Below are 16229 nucleotides of genomic sequence, written 5' to 3' on the forward strand. Positions count from 1 at the left end.
ACGACGACTGAGCCGACCACGACGACTGAGCCGACCACGACGACTGAGCCCACGACGACTGAGCCGACCACGACTGAGCCGACCACGACGACTGAGCCCACGACCAACCCTTCGGCGTCGCAACGTCCGAGCAGCAGCGCTTCCCCCGCGACCAACGCAACTTCGCAGACCGAGAGTCCTTCGAGCCAAGCACCCTCCGAGACACAGTCTCCTTCCGAATCGCAGCCGAGTTCCGAGCAGTCGTCCGCGGTAGCGGCTCCGCCGGCTGGACCGTCTGATCCGCAGGGACCGTCAGCGGGCGGCGGAGCGCCTGCACCCTCTGCCGGTGGACCGGCAAACGCTGCGCCGGGCGCAGTCGCAGCCCCTTCCGCACCCGAGGTTCTGGCCGCACCCGCACCCGTAGCTCCGCAGGTACCGTCGAACGTTCCGAACGTCGCGGCTCCGACTGACAACCCGCAGGCATTTCCGACGGCGTTCACTCAAGGGCTTCCGCCGATTCTCAACGCCGCCGCCGTCGCCGGCGGTGTAGGCGGAATGGCAGTGGTAGCGGCCGGTGCGGGAGCACTGACTTTCCGCGGAGCATCGCTGCAGAAGGCACGATTGGCTGCCGCGCGTGCCGAATTCCTGGCACCCGGATCACAGGGAGGTGCGTGAGTCGTGCCGGACAGACGTTCACATCGCCGCGTTCTGGCCGCGGTGGATGCCGTATGCGACGCAGCAGCGTCGTCGGAGGCAGTGTCACTGCTGACGGTGGTGCAGACAGTCGCCCGCGAGCGTGGGCGCCCGATCGAGATCGATCTGGAAACCCCTCTCGCCACCGGAGTGTGCGGTCAGCGCCGGGCCTACGACGACCACGACGTCATCGTTTTGGCTCCCGGACTACCCAATGTCGAGCGGACTCTGGCACATGAGTTGGGGCACATAGTGTTTCGCCACGAGGGTGCCGAGATCGCCGAGGCGACGCTCGAGGTCAGTGATGATTTGATCGCCTACATGTTGAGTCAACGTTCTCTGCGGCGCAACGAACCCGTGCCGATGGACGACATCGCGGAGTGGGAAGCCGAGACGTTCGCGTCGATGTTGATCATGCGTCTGCGAACGATGAGTGGCCGTGGGACACCGCTGTCGGTGTTGCGGTACGACGAGGCGATCGGATGATCTTTTGGGCTGTGGCCCTTCTCGTCTGGGTTGCAGCCGGCGCGAGACTGGGTCGAGTTGTCGCGCGCACCGCGACGCCGTTGCGAATGTCGATGGTCTTTGCAGGCTTCTCGGTCGCATTGTCGTCGACGGTCATGGTGCCGGCGGTATGGGACATCGTCGATCGCATTGCGCCGGAGCAGCATGCCGCCGCGATGATCGTCATCGTCTTGTGGACAGCGTTGTCTGCGGCCAGTGCAGTCGGCGCCGTGTCTGCGTGGCCGGTGATGTCACGTCCGGCTATGCGCGGCCTCGCCACCGTGCTGTACTCGGTGGGGCTCCTGGTGGCGATCGCGGTTCTCTTCGGCTACCCGGCGCCGGCTCTGATCTTTATCATCGTCGCTCTGTCCCTTGTCATTTCGACGGGGCTACGGCACGTTGCGTGGGCGCCGTTGGGGCGCGGAATCGCGTTGATCGTGACCGGTTCGTCGATCCTGCTCGTCGTGGTCGTCGTGATGCTTGTCGAATCGATCGGTGGCACCGGCGCACTCGAATCGGATATCTGGACGGGCGCAGGGGTGTGGTTCATCGCTGCCTCGAGTGTTCTGATTGCGCTGGGCATCACGTGGGTGCTTCTCGAGACCTGGTTACGTGCGCGACGAGATCTGTACCGGCTGCGGCGGATGCACGCGCTTCTCGTCAAGCGATTCCCCGAGGTAGTCGACGCGGACAGCGCCGGGAGTACGTCTGTGCTGCGGGCATCGGACATGATCGCGCAGATCATGGATGCGATGTACATCCAGTCCGGCGCCGGGATGTTCGACGTCGGTGGTCAGGAACCGCCGCGGGCCGTCACTGCACACGCGGGGATTTTGGCGGGGTGGATCGCCGATCCCTTGGCCTCGGATGTGTTGGACACCAGGTGGATTGCGCCTCCTGAGAAGATGTCGGCGCGCCGATGGGTGTTGTTGTTGGCGAAAGAACTCGATGAAACGACAAAAGTAGGTCGACGTTCGTAGTCGACCTACTCCATGTCATTGCAGTGCTCGAGATCGAGTCAGTGCTTCAGCACGGTCACATCAGCGTGACGCGTCAGGCGGAACCTCTGGCAAACCTTCACTCGCGCGGAGCTTTTCAGCCATCGTGGTGAGTAGATTCTGCGATTCTTCCGAGAGGTCGAATGCACGGCTCGAGAGGCGGCGAAGCCCGTAGCCTTGGAGCTGTGAGAGCAGTTCGAGATCGTGATCGATCTTGGCTGCGTAGATGTCGTTGAAGAAGTAGTCGGGCTTCACCTTGAAGAACCGGGCGAAGGCTGCGACTGTCTCGTCTGAGGGGTTGGTGCGCTGTCCCGAGCGGAGCTGCGAGATGTACGGCTTGGAGATCTGATGGCCGTCTTCGATGAGCGCTGCCGCAACCTCGGCGTTGGTATGGGGTTTGCGCCCCGGAGGATGAACACTGTCGAACAGTTTGTTCAATCGTTCTGCAAAGTCAGCCATTGTGAACCGCCCCGTAATCCTCTCTAGCTAGCAATTGTCCGTTCAGTGAATCCTACGGTATCACGCGGATAACCGATCGGTAGCTCACCGTAGTCTGTTTAGTGGACTAGTTGTCAAATGTGTCCGAGATTCGATTCGTCCGGCCAATGAGTGCTCAGCTATGTCTCAGCGCACATTGAGTTTCCGCCACACGGAAATGTGCAGCTACGACTGCGCTATTCGAACCTTCCAGTACTTGGCCAATCCGCCCAATATCAAACCTTTTACCCGTTTTGGCGATATTAGCTATGCGTTAGCCTGGTTTTTCACAACTATTTCGATTGAAAAACTGCAGTTCAAGCGATGTTTGAAGGTTTGGGGTCGCGATCAGGGTGGCTGGTTGCGATGTCATGCGGATCACCTCGGGGTTGAACCTTGAACGGTTTGCCGGATTGCGATCTGTGCTAGCTAAACTCTCCGAGTGGGTGCAGAATTGTGACATGAAACACACGATGAGCGATGATGAATTGCGCCGCGCAATCCGTGAAATTCAGGATCGAGCCCACGACGCACGCAAGCGTGGGGACGATGTAGCGGCGGAAGAACTCGACCGTACGGTCAAGGGCTATCAAGAGCAGATGATGCAGCGTCTCTAGTGCTCGCTGCGGTCGTCTCTGTGCGGTGTTTGCGCGGCAGTACGGCCGTGCCCCGCAGGTCGTCATGCGTGTTTCAGGGCGGCCGCACCGTGCGTGCGTAGACTTTCCCGCATGTCCACAGTACGAGTGCGGGGGAGTGTTCATCCATGTCTGTAAGGTCGCTCGACGGCAAGAAATGCCTGATCACCGGCGCCGGTAGTGGAATTGGACGTGCAACTGCGCTGCGTGCATCAGAGGTCGGCGCCGAATTGTTTCTCACCGATATCAACAGCGTCGGATTGGAAGAGACGGTCGCGATGGTCGGCGCCGGCGGCGGCACGGTCAGCATGGCGAAGGCGCTCGATATCTCGGACTACGACGAGGTCGTGAAATTCGGTACCGAGATTCACACTCAATTTTCTTCGATGGATGTCGTCATGAATATCGCCGGCATTTCAGCGTGGGGAACTATCGAGAACCTCGAACATCGGCATTGGAAGTCCATGGTGGACGTCAACCTGATGGGGCCGATCCATGTCATGGAGACGTTTGTTCCACCCATGATTCGTGCCGGCAAGGGTGGACACCTGGTCAACGTGTCTTCGGCTGCCGGACTTTTGGCCCTGCCGTGGCACGCCGCCTACAGTGCGAGCAAGTTCGGCCTTCGCGGGGTGTCCGAGGTGCTGCGATTCGATCTGAAGCGGCACGGAATCGGGGTCAGTCTGGTTGTGCCGGGTGGGGTGAAGACGCCATTGGTGGGAACCGTGGAAATAGCGGGTATCGACAGGAACGACCCGCGGGTCGAAAAACTCACGCACCGGTTCGAGGCGCGTGCTGTCTCCCCGGAGAAGGTGGCGTCGTGCATTCTGCGGGGAATCGAGAAGAATACGTACCTCGTGTATACGTCCAATGACATCCGATTCGGATACTGGTGGGCGCGCAAATTCGCCCTGCCTTACGAGTTCGTGATGCAAAAAGCGAACGACCAGTTCAGTAAATTGCTCAAGCGATGAGCGTTAACTCCGCCGGGACTTTTATCTAGTCGAATAGGGACCAAAGTCATGCCGAAGAGTTTTCACTTCGATATCGAATTCAAATATCCGATCGACGACGTGCATCGAACTTTGACCGACCCGAATTATTGGAAAGGCAGACTCGGAGACCTTTATGCCACCTCGGACATCGAAGTTCGAGACGGATCGATCGAAGTATCCGTGTCCGAGGAAATCGACTCCGCCTCCCTCCCGAGCCTGGTCGCCAAGGTTGCGCCGAGTCGGCTCGGTCTGAAACGGGTCGATCGGTGGGGACCTCTGTCGGACGGGCGTGCAGCAGGGTCGGTCACCGGAATCGCGCGGGGACTGCCGATCCGAATCGAGACGACGCTCGATCTCACCGCCGCCGAGTCCTGCACGCGGTTGGTCGTCGACGGAACGGCTGAGGTGAAGATGCCGATCATCGGCGGCCAGATCGAGAAGTTGCTGAAGAAGACCGTCGAGGACTTGCTGGGGCGCGATCGGGACGCCGTCGAGTCATTTCTCGCCTGAGCCTGCACCGAAATCTACTTCCAGAACGCGCGCACCCGGGCCGGCGGATGCGAGTTGATCGTGCGGGTTGGCGAGGGCGCACCCCTCCAACGAGAGGCACCCGCAACCGATGCAACCGGTGAGGTTGTCCCGTAGACGTTCCAGTTGCTCGATGCGTAGATCGAGGTGGCGCCGCCACCCGGTCGACAATCTTTCCCAATCTGCGCGGTTCGGGGTACGGCCTTCAGGAAGTGTGCCGAGGGCCTCTCTGATTTCCGACAGCGGAATGCCGACGCGTTGCGAGATTCTGATGAAGGCGACGCGTCGAAGCGTGTCTCGTTGGTATCGGCGCTGGTTTCCGCTGGTCCGGCGACTGACGATGAGGCCTTCTCGTTCGTAGAAATGCAGGGCCGAGACGGCGACACCGCTGCGCTCGGAGAGCTGGCCGGGCGTGAGTTCCTTTGCCTTCCACGACGGCATCTCCATGGCGACTACCGGTCCGTCGCGCGGTGGAGGGTGGCGTGGAGATGATGCGTCAGCGGGGTGTCGCCGTGCGCCATCCACAGGTCGTATGTCAGCGTGTCGCCCTGAACGCGCATGACTCGCCGAACGTCGTGAACCGGTTTTGCGTCGGGTGATGCTGCGAGCGTGAGACGGGTCAAGGCGAGAGTGCCGTCGGAGTCGAGGGTGCCGCGATGGATCTCGACGAATCCGGTGGGCTGGCTGACCAGCAATTCGAGCTCACCACCCGGTGTTGGGCGCAGGTATCCCGATTCCATGTGAAGCGGTCGTCCGTCGGGGAGCCCACGAGTGCGCGACGAGTAGGTGAGAAACGGTTTCGGGATGGGCGCGAACTCGATCTCCTCGGAGTACTCGAAGTCGTCGATGGTGGGGAAATGTCCGGCTCCAGCGCCGACCCAGCGCCCGGTGAACCTCTCGATTCCGGCGCCGTTCAGCGCCGCCTGATCCGTACTACTCATTGCCTGGTCCTCTCGCCTGCGTCGGATCAGACGTTACGCGGGCCGGTACGACAGCTGCTTGTCCCTGCTGGGTGGGGCCTACGGGATTAGTGTTCACTCATGAACGCTTCTGGCTCCGTCCCCCTCGGTGTCGATTCCGAGGTGGGCCGATTGCGATCGGTCATTCTTCATCGTCCTGGCGACGAGTTGAAACGATTGACTCCGCGCAACAACGACGAGCTGCTGTTCGACGCGTTGCCGTGGGTGGACCGCGCGCAGGAAGAACACGATCAGTTTGCGACCGTCCTTCGTGAGCGCGGCGTCGAGGTACTGCTTTTGTCCGATCTCCTCACCGAGGCGCTCGAGGTCAGTGGCGCAGCGAGGATCCAGGGAATCGCGGCCGCCGTCGACGCACGCAAGATCGGCCACGCGCTCGGGCAACACCTGGCCGCCTACCTGCGAAAGGTGGAGCCGAAGGAGCTTTCGTCGATCCTTACTGCAGGAATGACGTTCGACGAATTGCCGATCGATGCCGACTCGACCTCGTTGGTGCGCAGGATGCATCACGGCGGTGACTTCGTGATCGACCCGTTGCCCAACTTGCTCTTCACCCGTGATTCGTCGTTCTGGGTCGGGCCACGGGTCATCATCACGTCCTTGGCGTTGTCAGCGCGAGCTCGCGAATCCTCGATAACGGATCTCGTCTACGCGCATCACCCCCGATTCAAAGGCGTGCGCCGCGCGTACGAGTCGCACACGGCTCCTGTCGAGGGAGGTGACGTGCTGCTTCTCGCGCCGGGGGTGATCGCAATCGGTGTCGGTGAACGTACGTCACCCGCCGGAGCAGAAGCATTGGCGCGTAGCGTGTTCGACGACGGCCTCGCCCACACGGTGTTGGTTGTTCCGATCGAGCAACGCCGAGCGTCGATGCATCTCGACACGGTCTGCACCATGGTCGAGGCCGACGCGGTCGTCATGTATCCGGCCATTCAGGACACCCTGGCGGCGTTCACTCTGCGCAAGGAAGACGACGGGGTGAGTATTCGCGGTGCGACGCCGTTCCTCGAAGCGGCGGCCGACGCCATGGGAATCGGAAAACTGCGTGTGATCGACACCGGACTCGACACGGTGACTGCCGAGCGTGAGCAGTGGGACGACGGAAACAACACCCTCGCCGTCGAGCCTGGCGTCGTCGTCGCTTACGAGCGCAACGTCGAAACGAACGCCAGGCTGGAGGCCTCGGGTATCGAGGTTTTGCGAATCGCGGGTTCGGAACTGGGGTCCGGCCGAGGTGGTCCTCGGTGCATGTCCTGCCCGATCGCCCGCGATCCGCTGTAAGCCGTCGACGCTGTCAGAGAATTTCTTCCACCTTGGCTGCAGGCCGCGCGAGGACGGTGCCTTTGTCGGTGACCACGAACGGGCGTTCGATCAGAATTGGGTGCTCGATCATCGCGTCGAGGATCTCGGATTCGGATGCATCGGCGAGCCCGAGTTCCTTGTACTGCGTTTCGCGCTTGCGAACGGCTTGGCTGGGCTCGAGGCCGGCGTCGGCGAGGAGTTTTTCCAGCTCGGATCGGGTAGGCGGAGTATCGAGGTACTTCACAATGGTCGGTTCGATGCCGGCGTCGCGGATAAGTCCGAGAACAGTCCGCGACGTGTTGCACCGTTGATTGTGGAAGATGGTTGCTGATGCCATGTCCGTCATTCTGCCTCTGTGTCCGAACTCGTGGGACAAACAGGGGAACAACGGACACCTCCGGCGCGCTGCACTTGAAATACCGACTTGTGAGGAGAAAACGATGACGGAACATCGAAGTGTGGACGAACGGCGCGTGGTCATTGCCGGTGGGCACGGCAAGATCGCGCAGCACCTGACGTACCTGCTGGCAGGACATGGTGATCGGCCGGTAGCGCTGATCCGCAACTCCGCGCACGAGGGTGCGGTCCGCACACTCGGCGCGTTCCCCGTGGTGATCGATCTGGAATCCTCCACGGTCGAGGAAGTTGCGAAGGTACTCGACGGTGCCGACGTCGCGGTCTTCGCCGCGGGCGCCGGACCTGGTAGCTCGATCGAGCGGAAGGACTCCGTAGACCGAGCTGCGGCGGTGCTGTTGGCCGATGCCGCCGAGAAAGCGGGAGTGCGTCGGTTCATACAGATCAGCGCCATGGGTGCTGGTGACGAAATACCGGAGAACACCGACGAGATTTTTGCCGCCTACCTGCGGGCGAAGACGGCAGCGGAGGAAGACCTGAAGACAAGGACTTCGCTGGATTGGACGATTCTTCGGCCAGGACTTCTGACAGACGACGACCCCACCGGTGAAGTCCTTCTTGCAGAGCCGCCCGTCGATCGAGGCTCTGTGCCTCGTGCAGATGTCGCCGCAGTGATCGAAGCGCTCATCGACGCGCCGTCCAGTGTCGGCAAGATATTGGTTCTGACCTCCGGCCCGCATACGATCCGCGAAGCGATCGAGGGTTTGTGAGAGAGAAGATGCTGTGACCGAGAAGATACGACGAGGGTGACGATGAAGATCGCGATCGAACACGATTCCTCCACAGCTCCGTACGACCAACTGCGGCAACAGATTATCGAGCAGGTTCACGGCGGCGGATTGATTGCGGGAACCAAGATCCCGACGGTGCGTGCATTGGCCTCGGAGCTGGGATTGGCGGCCAACACCGTCGCGAAGGCTTATCGCGCGCTCAGCGATCAGGGCGTGATCGAGACGAGGGGAAAGCAAGGGACGTTCATCGCTTCGGGGACCGATCCGGTGCAGGCGCAGGCGGAGCAGGCGGCGACCGCGTTTGCGCATAAGGTCCGCTCGCTCGGGTACTCCGACACTGAGATCGTCGCCATGGTGGAGTCGGCATTGAGAGGTGCGTGACACATTGATTAAGTTGACGCTTCAACTTAAAGCTGTCGGTCTTGGCTCATGAATTCGTCGATTGCTCGTGACCTCGGACTCCTCATCGCCCGTGTCGGCCTCGGGATCATCTTCATCGCCCACGGTTGGCAGAAGTTCTTCACCTACAAGATCGCCGGAACGCAGGCCGCATTCGAAGGGATGGGCGCCCCGCTCCCCAAGATTTCTGCAGTTCTGGCAGCATCCATCGAACTCGGTGGCGGCATCCTGCTCATCGCGGGTCTGCTGACCCCGCTCGTCGGCGCACTGCTGTTCCTCGACATGGTCGGCGCGTTCTTCATCGTGCACGCCGACAAGGGCGTCTTCATAGACAACGGCGGCTATGAACTCGTCGTCGCACTCGGTGTCGGTTCGCTCTTGATCGCTGTTATCGGCGCAGGACGCATCAGCATCGACGGATTGATCGGCAAGGGCAACGGTTGGGTTAAAACCCCAGCTTGATCGGGGTGAGAAGGCGGGTTCAACGGCTGTTGAGCCCGCCTTCCAGCTTGCTTTTGGCCCACAAAGTGACGAACGTAGTCATCTATGGTGACGAAATCTGATCGATCCGAACAAGATTCCGGGGCCAACGAAGAGCGCCCGGAGACGGGCTTTACTCGGGTAGGCGTTCGGACCGACTACGTGGTGTTTTCCGTGGCGGCCGCAGCGGTGCTGGCTATTGTCGTGTGGGGTCTCGTAGCTCCCGACAACCTGAACTCGGTAACCGGAAGTGTTCTCGGCTGGTTGGTGACGAACATCGGCTGGCTCTTCGTACTCGCAGCTTCGGCTTTCGTGCTGTTTTCCATCTACCTCGCTGTCAGTCGATTCGGCGACATTCCGCTGGGCAAAGACGGTGAGAAGCCCGAGTTCCGAACCGTCAGCTGGATCGCCATGATGTTCAGCGCCGGCATGGGCATCGGCCTGATGTTCTTCGGTGTCGCGGAACCGCTTGCGCACTACGTGACTCCGCCTCCCGGCACCGACGGTGGCGTCGGAACTGCCATGGCTACCACCATGTTTCACTGGGGTCTTCATCCTTGGGCGATGTATGCCGTTGTGGGCCTTGCCATTGCGTACGGGTCGTATCGCCGAGGACGCAAGCAACTGTTCAGTTCGGCCTTCATCCCGTTGCTCGGTCGCAAAGCCGAAGGGCCGATCGGCAAGGTCATCGACATCCTGGCAATCTTTGCGACACTTTTCGGCACCGCAGCATCTTTGGGGCTCGGCGCACTTCAGATCGGCTCCGGTTTCGAGGTAGTCGGCTGGATGGAAGAAGCCGGCGTATTCCTGCTCGTGGCCATCGTTGCGGTACTGACCCTGGCGTTCGTCGCTTCGGCAGTTTCCGGTGTGGCCAAGGGAATTCAGTGGCTCTCCAACATCAACATGGTGCTCGCGTTGATCTTGGCCCTGTTCGTGTTCGTTCTCGGGCCGACCGTGCTGATTCTCAATCTGCTCCCGACGACCATTGGTGCATACGTTTCCGACCTCGCCCAGATGTCGGCCCGCACGGGTGCATCGTCGAATCCTGAAACCGGCGCGTGGCTTTCGTCGTGGACGATCTTCTACTGGGCATGGTGGGTGTCGTGGACGCCGTTCGTCGGCATGTTCCTGGCCCGCATCAGCCGCGGCCGCACGATCCGCCAGTTCATCGTCGGCGTCATCGCCGTTCCCACGACTGTCAGCTTGCTCTGGTTCGCGATCTTCGGCGGCGCAGGCATCGGCGAGGAACGCGACGGAATCGGCTTGTCCGGCCGAGGCTCGGAAGAGGCTCAACTGTTCGGGATGCTCGACAATCTGCCGTTGGCCGGAGTGACGACTGTCCTCGTCATGCTGCTCGTGGCAGTGTTCTTCGTTTCCGGCGCCGACGCTGCGTCGATGGTGATGGGGACGCTCTCGCAGCGCGGAACGCTCGAACCGAGTCGCTGGGTCGTGGTGTTCTGGGGCATGTTGACCGGTGGCGTCGCGGCGCTTCTGCTGTGGACCGGTGGTTCCGAAGCGCTCGACGGCTTGCAGACCATGACGATCATCGCTGCGGCGCCGTTCGTGCTGGTCATGATCGGATTATGCTTCTCGCTGTACAAGGATCTTTCGCACGACCCGATCATCATTGCGGCGAAGGAGCAGAAACGTGCTCTCCTACGCCCGCGCCGAGGACGCCGTGTGGGTAAGTCAGTGGAGTAGGACTTGAGCGGAGTAGGACTTGAACCGTGAAGGGGCACCGAACTGCGGTTCGGTGCCCCTTTTGTCGTCCGGTTATTTCCAGCTGGGCAACCACAGATGGTTCTGCCACGATTCCGGCGTGATCGGCATGGCGGTGAGTATCGGCCAGAGGTAGACGAAGTTGGCCACGACCAGACCGATGTACAGACTGACTGCCAGAAGTCCGGTGGTACGACGCTCGACGGACGCGCTCGCCTTGCCCAGTACATCGCCGAGGACCAGCGCAAATCCCATGACCATGAACGGGGCGAGTGCAACTGCGTAGAAGTAGTACATCTGGCGGTCGAGCGTCGCGAACCACGGGAGGTAAGCGGCACCGTAGCCCGTCAGGACCACGGCGTATCGCCAGTCCCTGCGCACGAACGTCTGCCAGATCGCCCACGCCAACATCGGTAGGGCCAGCCACCACATCGCCGGTGTGCCGATCAGCATCACGGCCTTGACGCAGCTGGCGGCCCCGCAACCGGTGACCTGCTCGCCGTCGGCGTAGTAGTAGAGCATCGGTCGTAGCCCCATCGGCCACGTCCACGGTTTCGACTCCCACGGGTGGTGGTTTCCGGCGGAGTTGGTCAGACCGGCGTGGAACTGGAGAACGTTTCCGCTGTAGTACCAGAGTGAGCGCAGCGCGGAGGGAATGAAGCTCCATGTGCCGCCCTCACCGATCTCGTTACCGACGGCGTGTCGGTCGACGCCGGTCTCGCTGGTGAACCAGGCCCAGTAGCTCGCGAGGTACACACCGAGCGGAATGATCACCAAGGCATACAGAGCCGGCCCGATGTCGCGAACTGCAGTGCCGACCCATGGGCGCTGCACGCGGTAGGCGCGGCGCGCTGACAGGTCGAAGGCAACACTGAGCAATCCGAAGAACAGAATGAAGTACATGCCGGACCACTTGGTTCCGCAGGCCAGGCCGAGCAGGATGCCGGCGCCGAACCTCCACCACCGGAAACCCAGCCGCGGACCCCAGGCAGAGTCGCCGATTCGGCCCTCTTCGTATACCTTCGCCATCCGTTCGCGGACTTGGTCGCGATCGACCACCAGGCATCCGAGGGCGGCGAGAACGAAGAAAGCCAGGAAGATGTCGAGCATCCCCAGGCGTGAGGAGACGAAGGTGACGCCGTCCACGATGAGCAGGATTCCGGCAATCGCGCCGATCAGCGTGGAGCGCGTCATGCGGCGCACGATCCGGATGATCAGCAAGACCATCAGTGTCCCGACCAGGGCCGACGAGAATCGCCACCCCCAACCGTTGTAACCGAAGAGTGCTTCGCCGATCGCGATCATCTGCTTACCGATCGGCGGGTGTACCACCAATCCGTAACCGGGATTGTCTTCGATGCCGCCACCGGTCAGAACTTGCCAGCCCTGCGGAACGTAGTGCTTCTCGTCGAAGACAGGTGTGCCGGCGTCGGTCGGGTAGGCGAGCATCGTGAAGCGTGTGATCGCCGCGATAGCGGTGACGAAAGCGGTGACGATCCAGCCGCGCAATCTGTCGGTCGGGCCGAAATCAGGATCCGGTACCAGCGGGCCGGGACTACGCATTACCCGATCGCTCGTGGCGGGCGTTGGCCGCTCGTCCGTCTGCACAGTCACCTGGCAATCGTAGGCTGTCAGGTATGACTGGTCGCTTGGTACTCGCCGCAACACCCATGGGAGATGTCGGTGACGCGTCTCCGCGTCTTCGGTCTGCTCTCGCAACCGCCGACGTCGTTGCTGCGGAGGACACACGACGCACCAAGTCTCTGGCGTCCGCGCTCGAGGTAACCATCACCGGGAAGATCGTCAGTTTCTACGATCAGGTCGAGATTTCCCGGCTGCCCGCGCTGGTCGCCGACGTCGCCGAAGGCAAGACCGTCCTGCTGGTCACGGACGCGGGCATGCCGTCGGTCAGCGATCCCGGATATCGCCTTGTCGCCGCCTGCGTAGCCGAGAACCTCGCCGTCACGTGCTTGCCCGGTCCGTCGGCGGTGACGACGGCGCTGGCACTCTCCGGATTGCCCGTCGAGCGGTTCTGCTTCGACGGGTTCCCGCCGCGTAAGCAGGGGCAGCGCAAGACGTGGCTCTCTGCCTTGGCAACCGAGCAGCGAGCGTGTGTGTTCTTCGAAGCGCCTCATCGCCTTGCCGACTGCCTCGCAGATGCGGTGGAAGTGCTCGGGCCGAATCGCCGCGCGGCCGTGTGCCGGGAATTGACCAAGACCTATGAGGAAGTGAAGCGCGGCACTCTCGGGGAGTTAGCTGCTTGGGCCGCCGAGGGCGTTCGCGGTGAGATCACGGTGGTGCTCGAAGGCGCAGTGCTGGTGGCATCTGATCCTGCCGATCTGGTCGACGAGGTGGAAAGGCTGGTCGAGGGGGGAGCACGATTGAAGGACGCGTGTGCTCTGGTCGCAACGGCCGGAGTCTCCAAGCGTGAGTTGTACGAGACGGTCCTGGCCGCTCGAAAGGACTAGCGGGAGCGGTTCACGGCGGGTGCGCCGGGACGCAGGTTGGCGTCGTCGGCTGCAGCCTGGCCGGCGTGCCAGCCTTCGGCGTCCACGGACCGTCCGCGAGTCTTGCGGGTTGTGGGGAACAATCGATCGAATTCGGCGTCGACGGCCTCGGATGTGGTGGCGAGGATCGGCAGAAGATCCGCGACGTCCATCGATGCCGCGTCGGCCGCTTCGGCGGTGGCTTTGGTGCCGGCGTCACGCAGGCGGTGTCCGATGCGGCTGGCGAACCCGGCCAGGAATCCCTTGCGGAACGAGGTGGTGCGTGAGCCGCCACGATTGCTCGAGTCGGCGAATTGCATTGCACGGGTTGCCTGTACGAGCAGGGAAGTGAACAGCATGTCGACTTGCTGAAGGTCGACCGGAGTGCCGACGACGGTCGCGAGTGCAATGTCGCTGAACCAGACAGTCCTGACTCGATTCGATTCGCCGATCTCGGTCAGGAGGTGAACCTTTTCCTTCACGTACGGGTTCTCGATGTGAATGCGTCGGGCATTGACGGATGTGTCGGTGACCCCGGCGCGACTGTGGAGCAGTGCGGAGTCGATGGCGTACCGGGTCATCAACTCCTGGGCCTTCGCGGTGAAAATCTCGGCTTCTTCCGCGAAGTTGGTTGCTTCCGCTTTGGCGAGTAGTCCACGAATTCGCTTGAGTACCTTGGCGTCGACCTCGGTATCGCCGACGCCGGCATAGCTGGTATCGGTGCGTTGCGACGGCCAGGTGGATGGTGGCGCGAGCAACACCGTCCACTGAGGTAGGCGCATCCACGATCGCGCGACGTCGACGATCTGCGAAACGAGGAAGTAGGGATCCTGGAACAGAAGGCCGGCCGCGAGGGAGCGAAAAACGTCGTCGTCCACGGTGATTCGAGAAGCGATGTGCCGAGACTTCGGATACTGCTCGCCGATCGTCTGCAACTGCCCCACCCATTCGAGCGGAGCGCGATCGGAGGCGCGCGACGCCTTCGCGTCGAACAGGATGGTGGTGGCGGCGAGATCGGCGTCGGACGCTTCTTTGCTTCGACGCGCCAGATGAATCAGATCCGCCGGCTGCCATCCGCGGTCGTACGCCGCGGACAGTTCGGAAACGAGATCTCGCACCGCGGAAACGGATTGAGGGCTGACCTCCTGAGTGGACACCCGCGCTCCGTTCCATGGCAGTGTCTGCGCCGAAGCGCTGGTTCGAATGTATGTTCTATTCGTCGTCATGGCTGGAGTGTGCACGTGGGGTCCGACACATCCGCCTGTAACCGGATATCTCGGACCCCACGTGCGGCACTCTCGCTTAGCTCATTCCTCGACGAAGCGGGGGAAAACTGGCGCCGGAGCAGGCAGTTTCCGGTTCGCGTCGATGCGAACCGCAATGTCGGCGAACTGCCGGTTCTCTTCGCTCTGGCCAAGCAGATCGAGGATGCGTGACGCCGCGTCGGGCATCACCGGCTGAACGAGAAGCCCGACGATGCGGACCACTTCGAGCGTCACGTACAGAACCGTCGCCATGCGTGCCGGATCCGTCTTGCGCAGAACCCACGGTTCCTGCTTGGAGAAGTACCGGTTGGTCTCGCCGAGAACGCCCCAGATGGCTTCCAGTGCGAGATGCAGCGCCTGCACGTCGAACTCGCTGCGGCACTTGGCAAGCAGGGCATCCGCCGACGCCAGCATCGCCAGGTCGTCCTCGGTGAACTCGCCGGGGGTCGGTACCTGGGCATCGCAGTTCTTCGCGACCATCGTCAGTGAACGCTGCGCGAGGTTGCCCAGTTCATTGGACAGGTCTGCATTCATACGCGTCACGATTGCTTCGTGGCTGTAGCTGCCGTCCTGGCCGTACGAGATCTCGCGGAGCAGGAAGAAACGGACCGCGTCGAGGCCGTACTGATCGACCATCGCGATGGGGTCGACGACGTTGCCGACCGACTTCGACATCTTCTCGCCCTTGTTGTACAAGAACCCGTGGACGAAGACCCGCTCCGGCAGTTCGATGCCGGCAGACATGAGGAACGCCGGCCAGTACACGGTATGGAAACGCGTGATGTCCTTGCCGATGATGTGCAGGCTCGCGGGCCAGAACTTCTCGAACTCCGCCGAGTCGACGTTCGGGTAACCCACGCCGGTCAGGTAGTTGGTGAGGGCGTCGACCCAGACGTACATGACGTGGTCGGGGTCTCCGGGAACCTCGACGCCCCAGTCGAACGTGGTGCGCGAGATCGACAGGTCCTTGAGGCCGCCCTTGACGAAGCTGACGATCTCGTTGCGACGAGTCGCGGGGGCAATGAACTCGGGATGCTCTTCGTACAGAGCAAGCAAACGGTCCTCGTAGGCCGAGAGACGGAAGGTGTAGTTGGACTCCTCGGTCCACTCCACCGGAGTGCCGGTCTCCGTCGACTGACGGGTGCCGTCGTCCAGAAGCGTGGTCTCGGCTTCGGTGTAGAAGGCCTCGTCACGAACCGAATACCACCCCGAGTACGTGTCGAGGTAGATGTCGCCCGATGCGGCCATCTTTTCCCAGATCGCCTTGCTGGCGACCTGATGATCGGCGTCGGTGGTGCGGATGAACCGGTCGTACGAGATGTTCAGGACCTTGTCGAGGTTCTGGAATACGTCGGAGTTCCGAGCCGCGAGTTCGCGGACGTCGATGCCCTCTTTGATCGCTGTCTGCTGCATCTTCAGACCGTGCTCGTCGGTGCCGGTCATGAAGAACACTTCATGACCGTCCAACCGCTTGAAGCGGGCGAGCGCGTCCGAGGAGATGTACTCGTACGCGTGGCCGATGTGCGGAGCGCCGTTGGGATACGCGATCGCTGTCGTGATGTAGAACGGCGATCGTTCCGCGCCTTCCGGGGCAGCGGAGTCCGGGCGCGGGGTCTGGGAGGGTGAGGCAGGCACAGTCATGGTGGG

19 protein-coding genes are annotated in these 16229 nt (G+C 61.9%); 12 read left to right on the top strand and 7 right to left on the bottom strand.

The features are described 5' to 3' along the window. The 3 genes from ATN37_RS03190 to ATN37_RS03200 form a co-directional block, all read left to right on the top strand. Positions 1–654, top strand: a 654-nt coding sequence (locus ATN37_RS03190) for a cell surface protein (RefSeq protein ID WP_218694741.1), incomplete at its 5' end; no start/stop codon positions are given. A 3-nt stretch (positions 655–657) separates the two neighbouring features. Next, on the top strand, positions 658–1158 hold the full coding sequence (locus ATN37_RS03195) for an ImmA/IrrE family metallo-endopeptidase (RefSeq protein WP_003946241.1): 501 nt from the start codon (positions 658–660) through the stop codon (positions 1156–1158). Further along, positions 1155–2156: a hypothetical protein gene (locus tag ATN37_RS03200; RefSeq protein ID WP_003946245.1), complete on the top strand. Its 1002-nt coding sequence runs from the start codon at positions 1155–1157 to the stop codon at positions 2154–2156. The genes ATN37_RS03195 and ATN37_RS03200 overlap by 4 nt, the downstream gene beginning before the upstream one ends. A gap of 60 nt (positions 2157–2216) precedes the next feature. Here ATN37_RS03200 and ATN37_RS03205 read toward each other — a convergent pair whose 3' ends face one another. Further along, entirely contained in the window at positions 2217–2633 is a 417-nt protein-coding gene (locus ATN37_RS03205; protein ID WP_003946231.1) for a helix-turn-helix domain-containing protein, read from the bottom strand. Positions 2634–3112: 479 nt separating this feature from the next. Here ATN37_RS03205 and ATN37_RS03210 point away from each other — a divergent pair, with 479 nt between their 5' ends. The 3 genes from ATN37_RS03210 to ATN37_RS03220 all read left to right on the top strand — a co-directional run bounded on the left by ATN37_RS03210 (position 3113) and on the right by ATN37_RS03220 (position 4791). Beyond that, entirely contained in the window at positions 3113–3268 is a 156-nt protein-coding gene (locus tag ATN37_RS03210; RefSeq protein WP_003946253.1) for a hypothetical protein, read from the top strand. Positions 3269–3414: 146 nt separating this feature from the next. Then, a complete protein-coding gene (locus ATN37_RS03215) occupies positions 3415–4260 on the top strand; it encodes an SDR family oxidoreductase (protein WP_007729029.1) in 846 nt (281 codons plus the stop codon). 48 nt (positions 4261–4308) lie between these two features. Then, on the top strand, positions 4309–4791 hold the full coding sequence (locus ATN37_RS03220) for a DUF2505 domain-containing protein (protein ID WP_030536322.1): 483 nt from the start codon (positions 4309–4311) through the stop codon (positions 4789–4791). On the opposite strand, the gene soxR is transcribed toward ATN37_RS03220, so the two are convergent. Both soxR and ATN37_RS03230 read right to left on the bottom strand, forming a co-directional pair. After that, complete coding sequence (soxR, locus tag ATN37_RS03225; RefSeq protein WP_003946250.1) at positions 4777–5256, bottom strand: redox-sensitive transcriptional activator SoxR; 480 nt, start codon at positions 5254–5256, stop codon at positions 4777–4779. The two genes, ATN37_RS03220 and soxR, sit on opposite strands and share 15 nt — an antisense overlap. A gap of 5 nt (positions 5257–5261) precedes the next feature. After that, positions 5262–5750, bottom strand: a complete 489-nt coding sequence (locus ATN37_RS03230; protein ID WP_218694743.1) for an FABP family protein — start codon at positions 5748–5750, stop codon at positions 5262–5264. 99 nt (positions 5751–5849) lie between these two features. Between ATN37_RS03230 and arcA the strand changes: the two genes are divergently transcribed. Next, positions 5850–7067 carry an arginine deiminase gene (gene arcA, locus ATN37_RS03235; RefSeq protein ID WP_003946210.1) on the top strand — a complete coding sequence of 406 codons (1218 nt, stop codon included), beginning with the start codon at positions 5850–5852 and terminating at the stop codon, positions 7065–7067. Positions 7068–7080: 13 nt separating this feature from the next. Here the strand turns inward: arcA and arsC are convergent, their stop codons facing one another. Further along, positions 7081–7434 carry an arsenate reductase (glutaredoxin) gene (gene arsC / locus ATN37_RS03240; protein ID WP_003946209.1) on the bottom strand — a complete coding sequence of 118 codons (354 nt, stop codon included), beginning with the start codon at positions 7432–7434 and terminating at the stop codon, positions 7081–7083. Positions 7435–7528: 94 nt separating this feature from the next. Between arsC and ATN37_RS03245 the strand changes: the two genes are divergently transcribed. From ATN37_RS03245 to ATN37_RS03260, 4 genes are all read left to right on the top strand, one after another. After that, on the top strand, positions 7529–8212 hold the full coding sequence (locus ATN37_RS03245) for an SDR family oxidoreductase (RefSeq protein WP_050654500.1): 684 nt from the start codon (positions 7529–7531) through the stop codon (positions 8210–8212). Between the two features lie 42 nt (positions 8213–8254). Continuing rightward, entirely contained in the window at positions 8255–8614 is a 360-nt protein-coding gene (locus tag ATN37_RS03250; RefSeq protein WP_003946225.1) for a GntR family transcriptional regulator, read from the top strand. A gap of 48 nt (positions 8615–8662) precedes the next feature. After that, a complete protein-coding gene (locus ATN37_RS03255; protein WP_003946228.1) occupies positions 8663–9094 on the top strand; it encodes a DoxX family protein in 432 nt (143 codons plus the stop codon). An 84-nt stretch (positions 9095–9178) separates the two neighbouring features. Then, the gene (locus ATN37_RS03260; protein WP_003946258.1) at positions 9179–10813 is read left to right on the top strand and encodes a BCCT family transporter; all 1635 of its coding nucleotides are present in this window, start codon (positions 9179–9181) and stop codon (positions 10811–10813) included. Positions 10814–10885: 72 nt separating this feature from the next. Here ATN37_RS03260 and ATN37_RS03265 read toward each other — a convergent pair whose 3' ends face one another. Continuing rightward, positions 10886–12394, bottom strand: a complete 1509-nt coding sequence (locus ATN37_RS03265) for a dolichyl-phosphate-mannose--protein mannosyltransferase (protein WP_003946230.1) — start codon at positions 12392–12394, stop codon at positions 10886–10888. A gap of 74 nt (positions 12395–12468) precedes the next feature. Here ATN37_RS03265 and rsmI point away from each other — a divergent pair, with 74 nt between their 5' ends. Next, positions 12469–13299 carry a 16S rRNA (cytidine(1402)-2'-O)-methyltransferase gene (gene rsmI / locus ATN37_RS03270; protein ID WP_003946264.1) on the top strand — a complete coding sequence of 277 codons (831 nt, stop codon included), beginning with the start codon at positions 12469–12471 and terminating at the stop codon, positions 13297–13299. Here the strand turns inward: rsmI and ATN37_RS03275 are convergent. Then, positions 13296–14543 carry a DUF2786 domain-containing protein gene (locus ATN37_RS03275; RefSeq protein WP_202425863.1) on the bottom strand — a complete coding sequence of 416 codons (1248 nt, stop codon included), beginning with the start codon at positions 14541–14543 and terminating at the stop codon, positions 13296–13298. The genes rsmI and ATN37_RS03275 overlap by 4 nt on opposite strands. An 81-nt stretch (positions 14544–14624) precedes the next feature. After that, positions 14625–16223: a methionine--tRNA ligase gene (metG, locus tag ATN37_RS03280; protein WP_003946248.1), complete on the bottom strand. Its 1599-nt coding sequence runs from the start codon at positions 16221–16223 to the stop codon at positions 14625–14627. Positions 16224–16229 lie beyond the last annotated feature (6 nt).

It is taken from the genome of Rhodococcus sp. MH15 (genome assembly GCF_019266045.1).
GTDB lineage: Bacteria > Actinomycetota > Actinomycetes > Mycobacteriales > Mycobacteriaceae > Rhodococcus_F > Rhodococcus_F qingshengii.

Excerpts from the sequence above, each read along its gene's own strand:
- ATN37_RS03250 (WP_003946225.1), top strand. The coding sequence starts at position 8,255 with ATGAAGATCGCGATCGAACACGATTCCTCCACAGCTCCGTACGACCAA.
- ATN37_RS03260 (WP_003946258.1), top strand. The coding sequence starts at position 9,179 with ATGGTGACGAAATCTGATCGATCCGAACAAGATTCCGGGGCCAACGAA.
- metG (WP_003946248.1), bottom strand. The coding sequence starts at position 16,223 with ATGACTGTGCCTGCCTCACCCTCCCAGACCCCGCGCCCGGACTCCGCT.
- ATN37_RS03205 (WP_003946231.1), bottom strand. The coding sequence starts at position 2,633 with ATGGCTGACTTTGCAGAACGATTGAACAAACTGTTCGACAGTGTTCAT.
- ATN37_RS03230 (WP_218694743.1), bottom strand. The coding sequence starts at position 5,750 with ATGAGTAGTACGGATCAGGCGGCGCTGAACGGCGCCGGAATCGAGAGG.
- ATN37_RS03265 (WP_003946230.1), bottom strand. The coding sequence starts at position 12,394 with ATGCGTAGTCCCGGCCCGCTGGTACCGGATCCTGATTTCGGCCCGACC.
- ATN37_RS03275 (WP_202425863.1), bottom strand. The coding sequence starts at position 14,543 with ATGACGACGAATAGAACATACATTCGAACCAGCGCTTCGGCGCAGACA.
- ATN37_RS03245 (WP_050654500.1), top strand. The coding sequence starts at position 7,529 with ATGACGGAACATCGAAGTGTGGACGAACGGCGCGTGGTCATTGCCGGT.
- ATN37_RS03255 (WP_003946228.1), top strand. The coding sequence starts at position 8,663 with ATGAATTCGTCGATTGCTCGTGACCTCGGACTCCTCATCGCCCGTGTC.
- arcA (WP_003946210.1), top strand. The coding sequence starts at position 5,850 with ATGAACGCTTCTGGCTCCGTCCCCCTCGGTGTCGATTCCGAGGTGGGC.
- ATN37_RS03215 (WP_007729029.1), top strand. The coding sequence starts at position 3,415 with ATGTCTGTAAGGTCGCTCGACGGCAAGAAATGCCTGATCACCGGCGCC.
- ATN37_RS03200 (WP_003946245.1), top strand. The coding sequence starts at position 1,155 with ATGATCTTTTGGGCTGTGGCCCTTCTCGTCTGGGTTGCAGCCGGCGCG.
- rsmI (WP_003946264.1), top strand. The coding sequence starts at position 12,469 with ATGACTGGTCGCTTGGTACTCGCCGCAACACCCATGGGAGATGTCGGT.
- soxR (WP_003946250.1), bottom strand. The coding sequence starts at position 5,256 with ATGGAGATGCCGTCGTGGAAGGCAAAGGAACTCACGCCCGGCCAGCTC.
- ATN37_RS03220 (WP_030536322.1), top strand. The coding sequence starts at position 4,309 with ATGCCGAAGAGTTTTCACTTCGATATCGAATTCAAATATCCGATCGAC.
- arsC (WP_003946209.1), bottom strand. The coding sequence starts at position 7,434 with ATGACGGACATGGCATCAGCAACCATCTTCCACAATCAACGGTGCAAC.
- ATN37_RS03210 (WP_003946253.1), top strand. The coding sequence starts at position 3,113 with ATGAAACACACGATGAGCGATGATGAATTGCGCCGCGCAATCCGTGAA.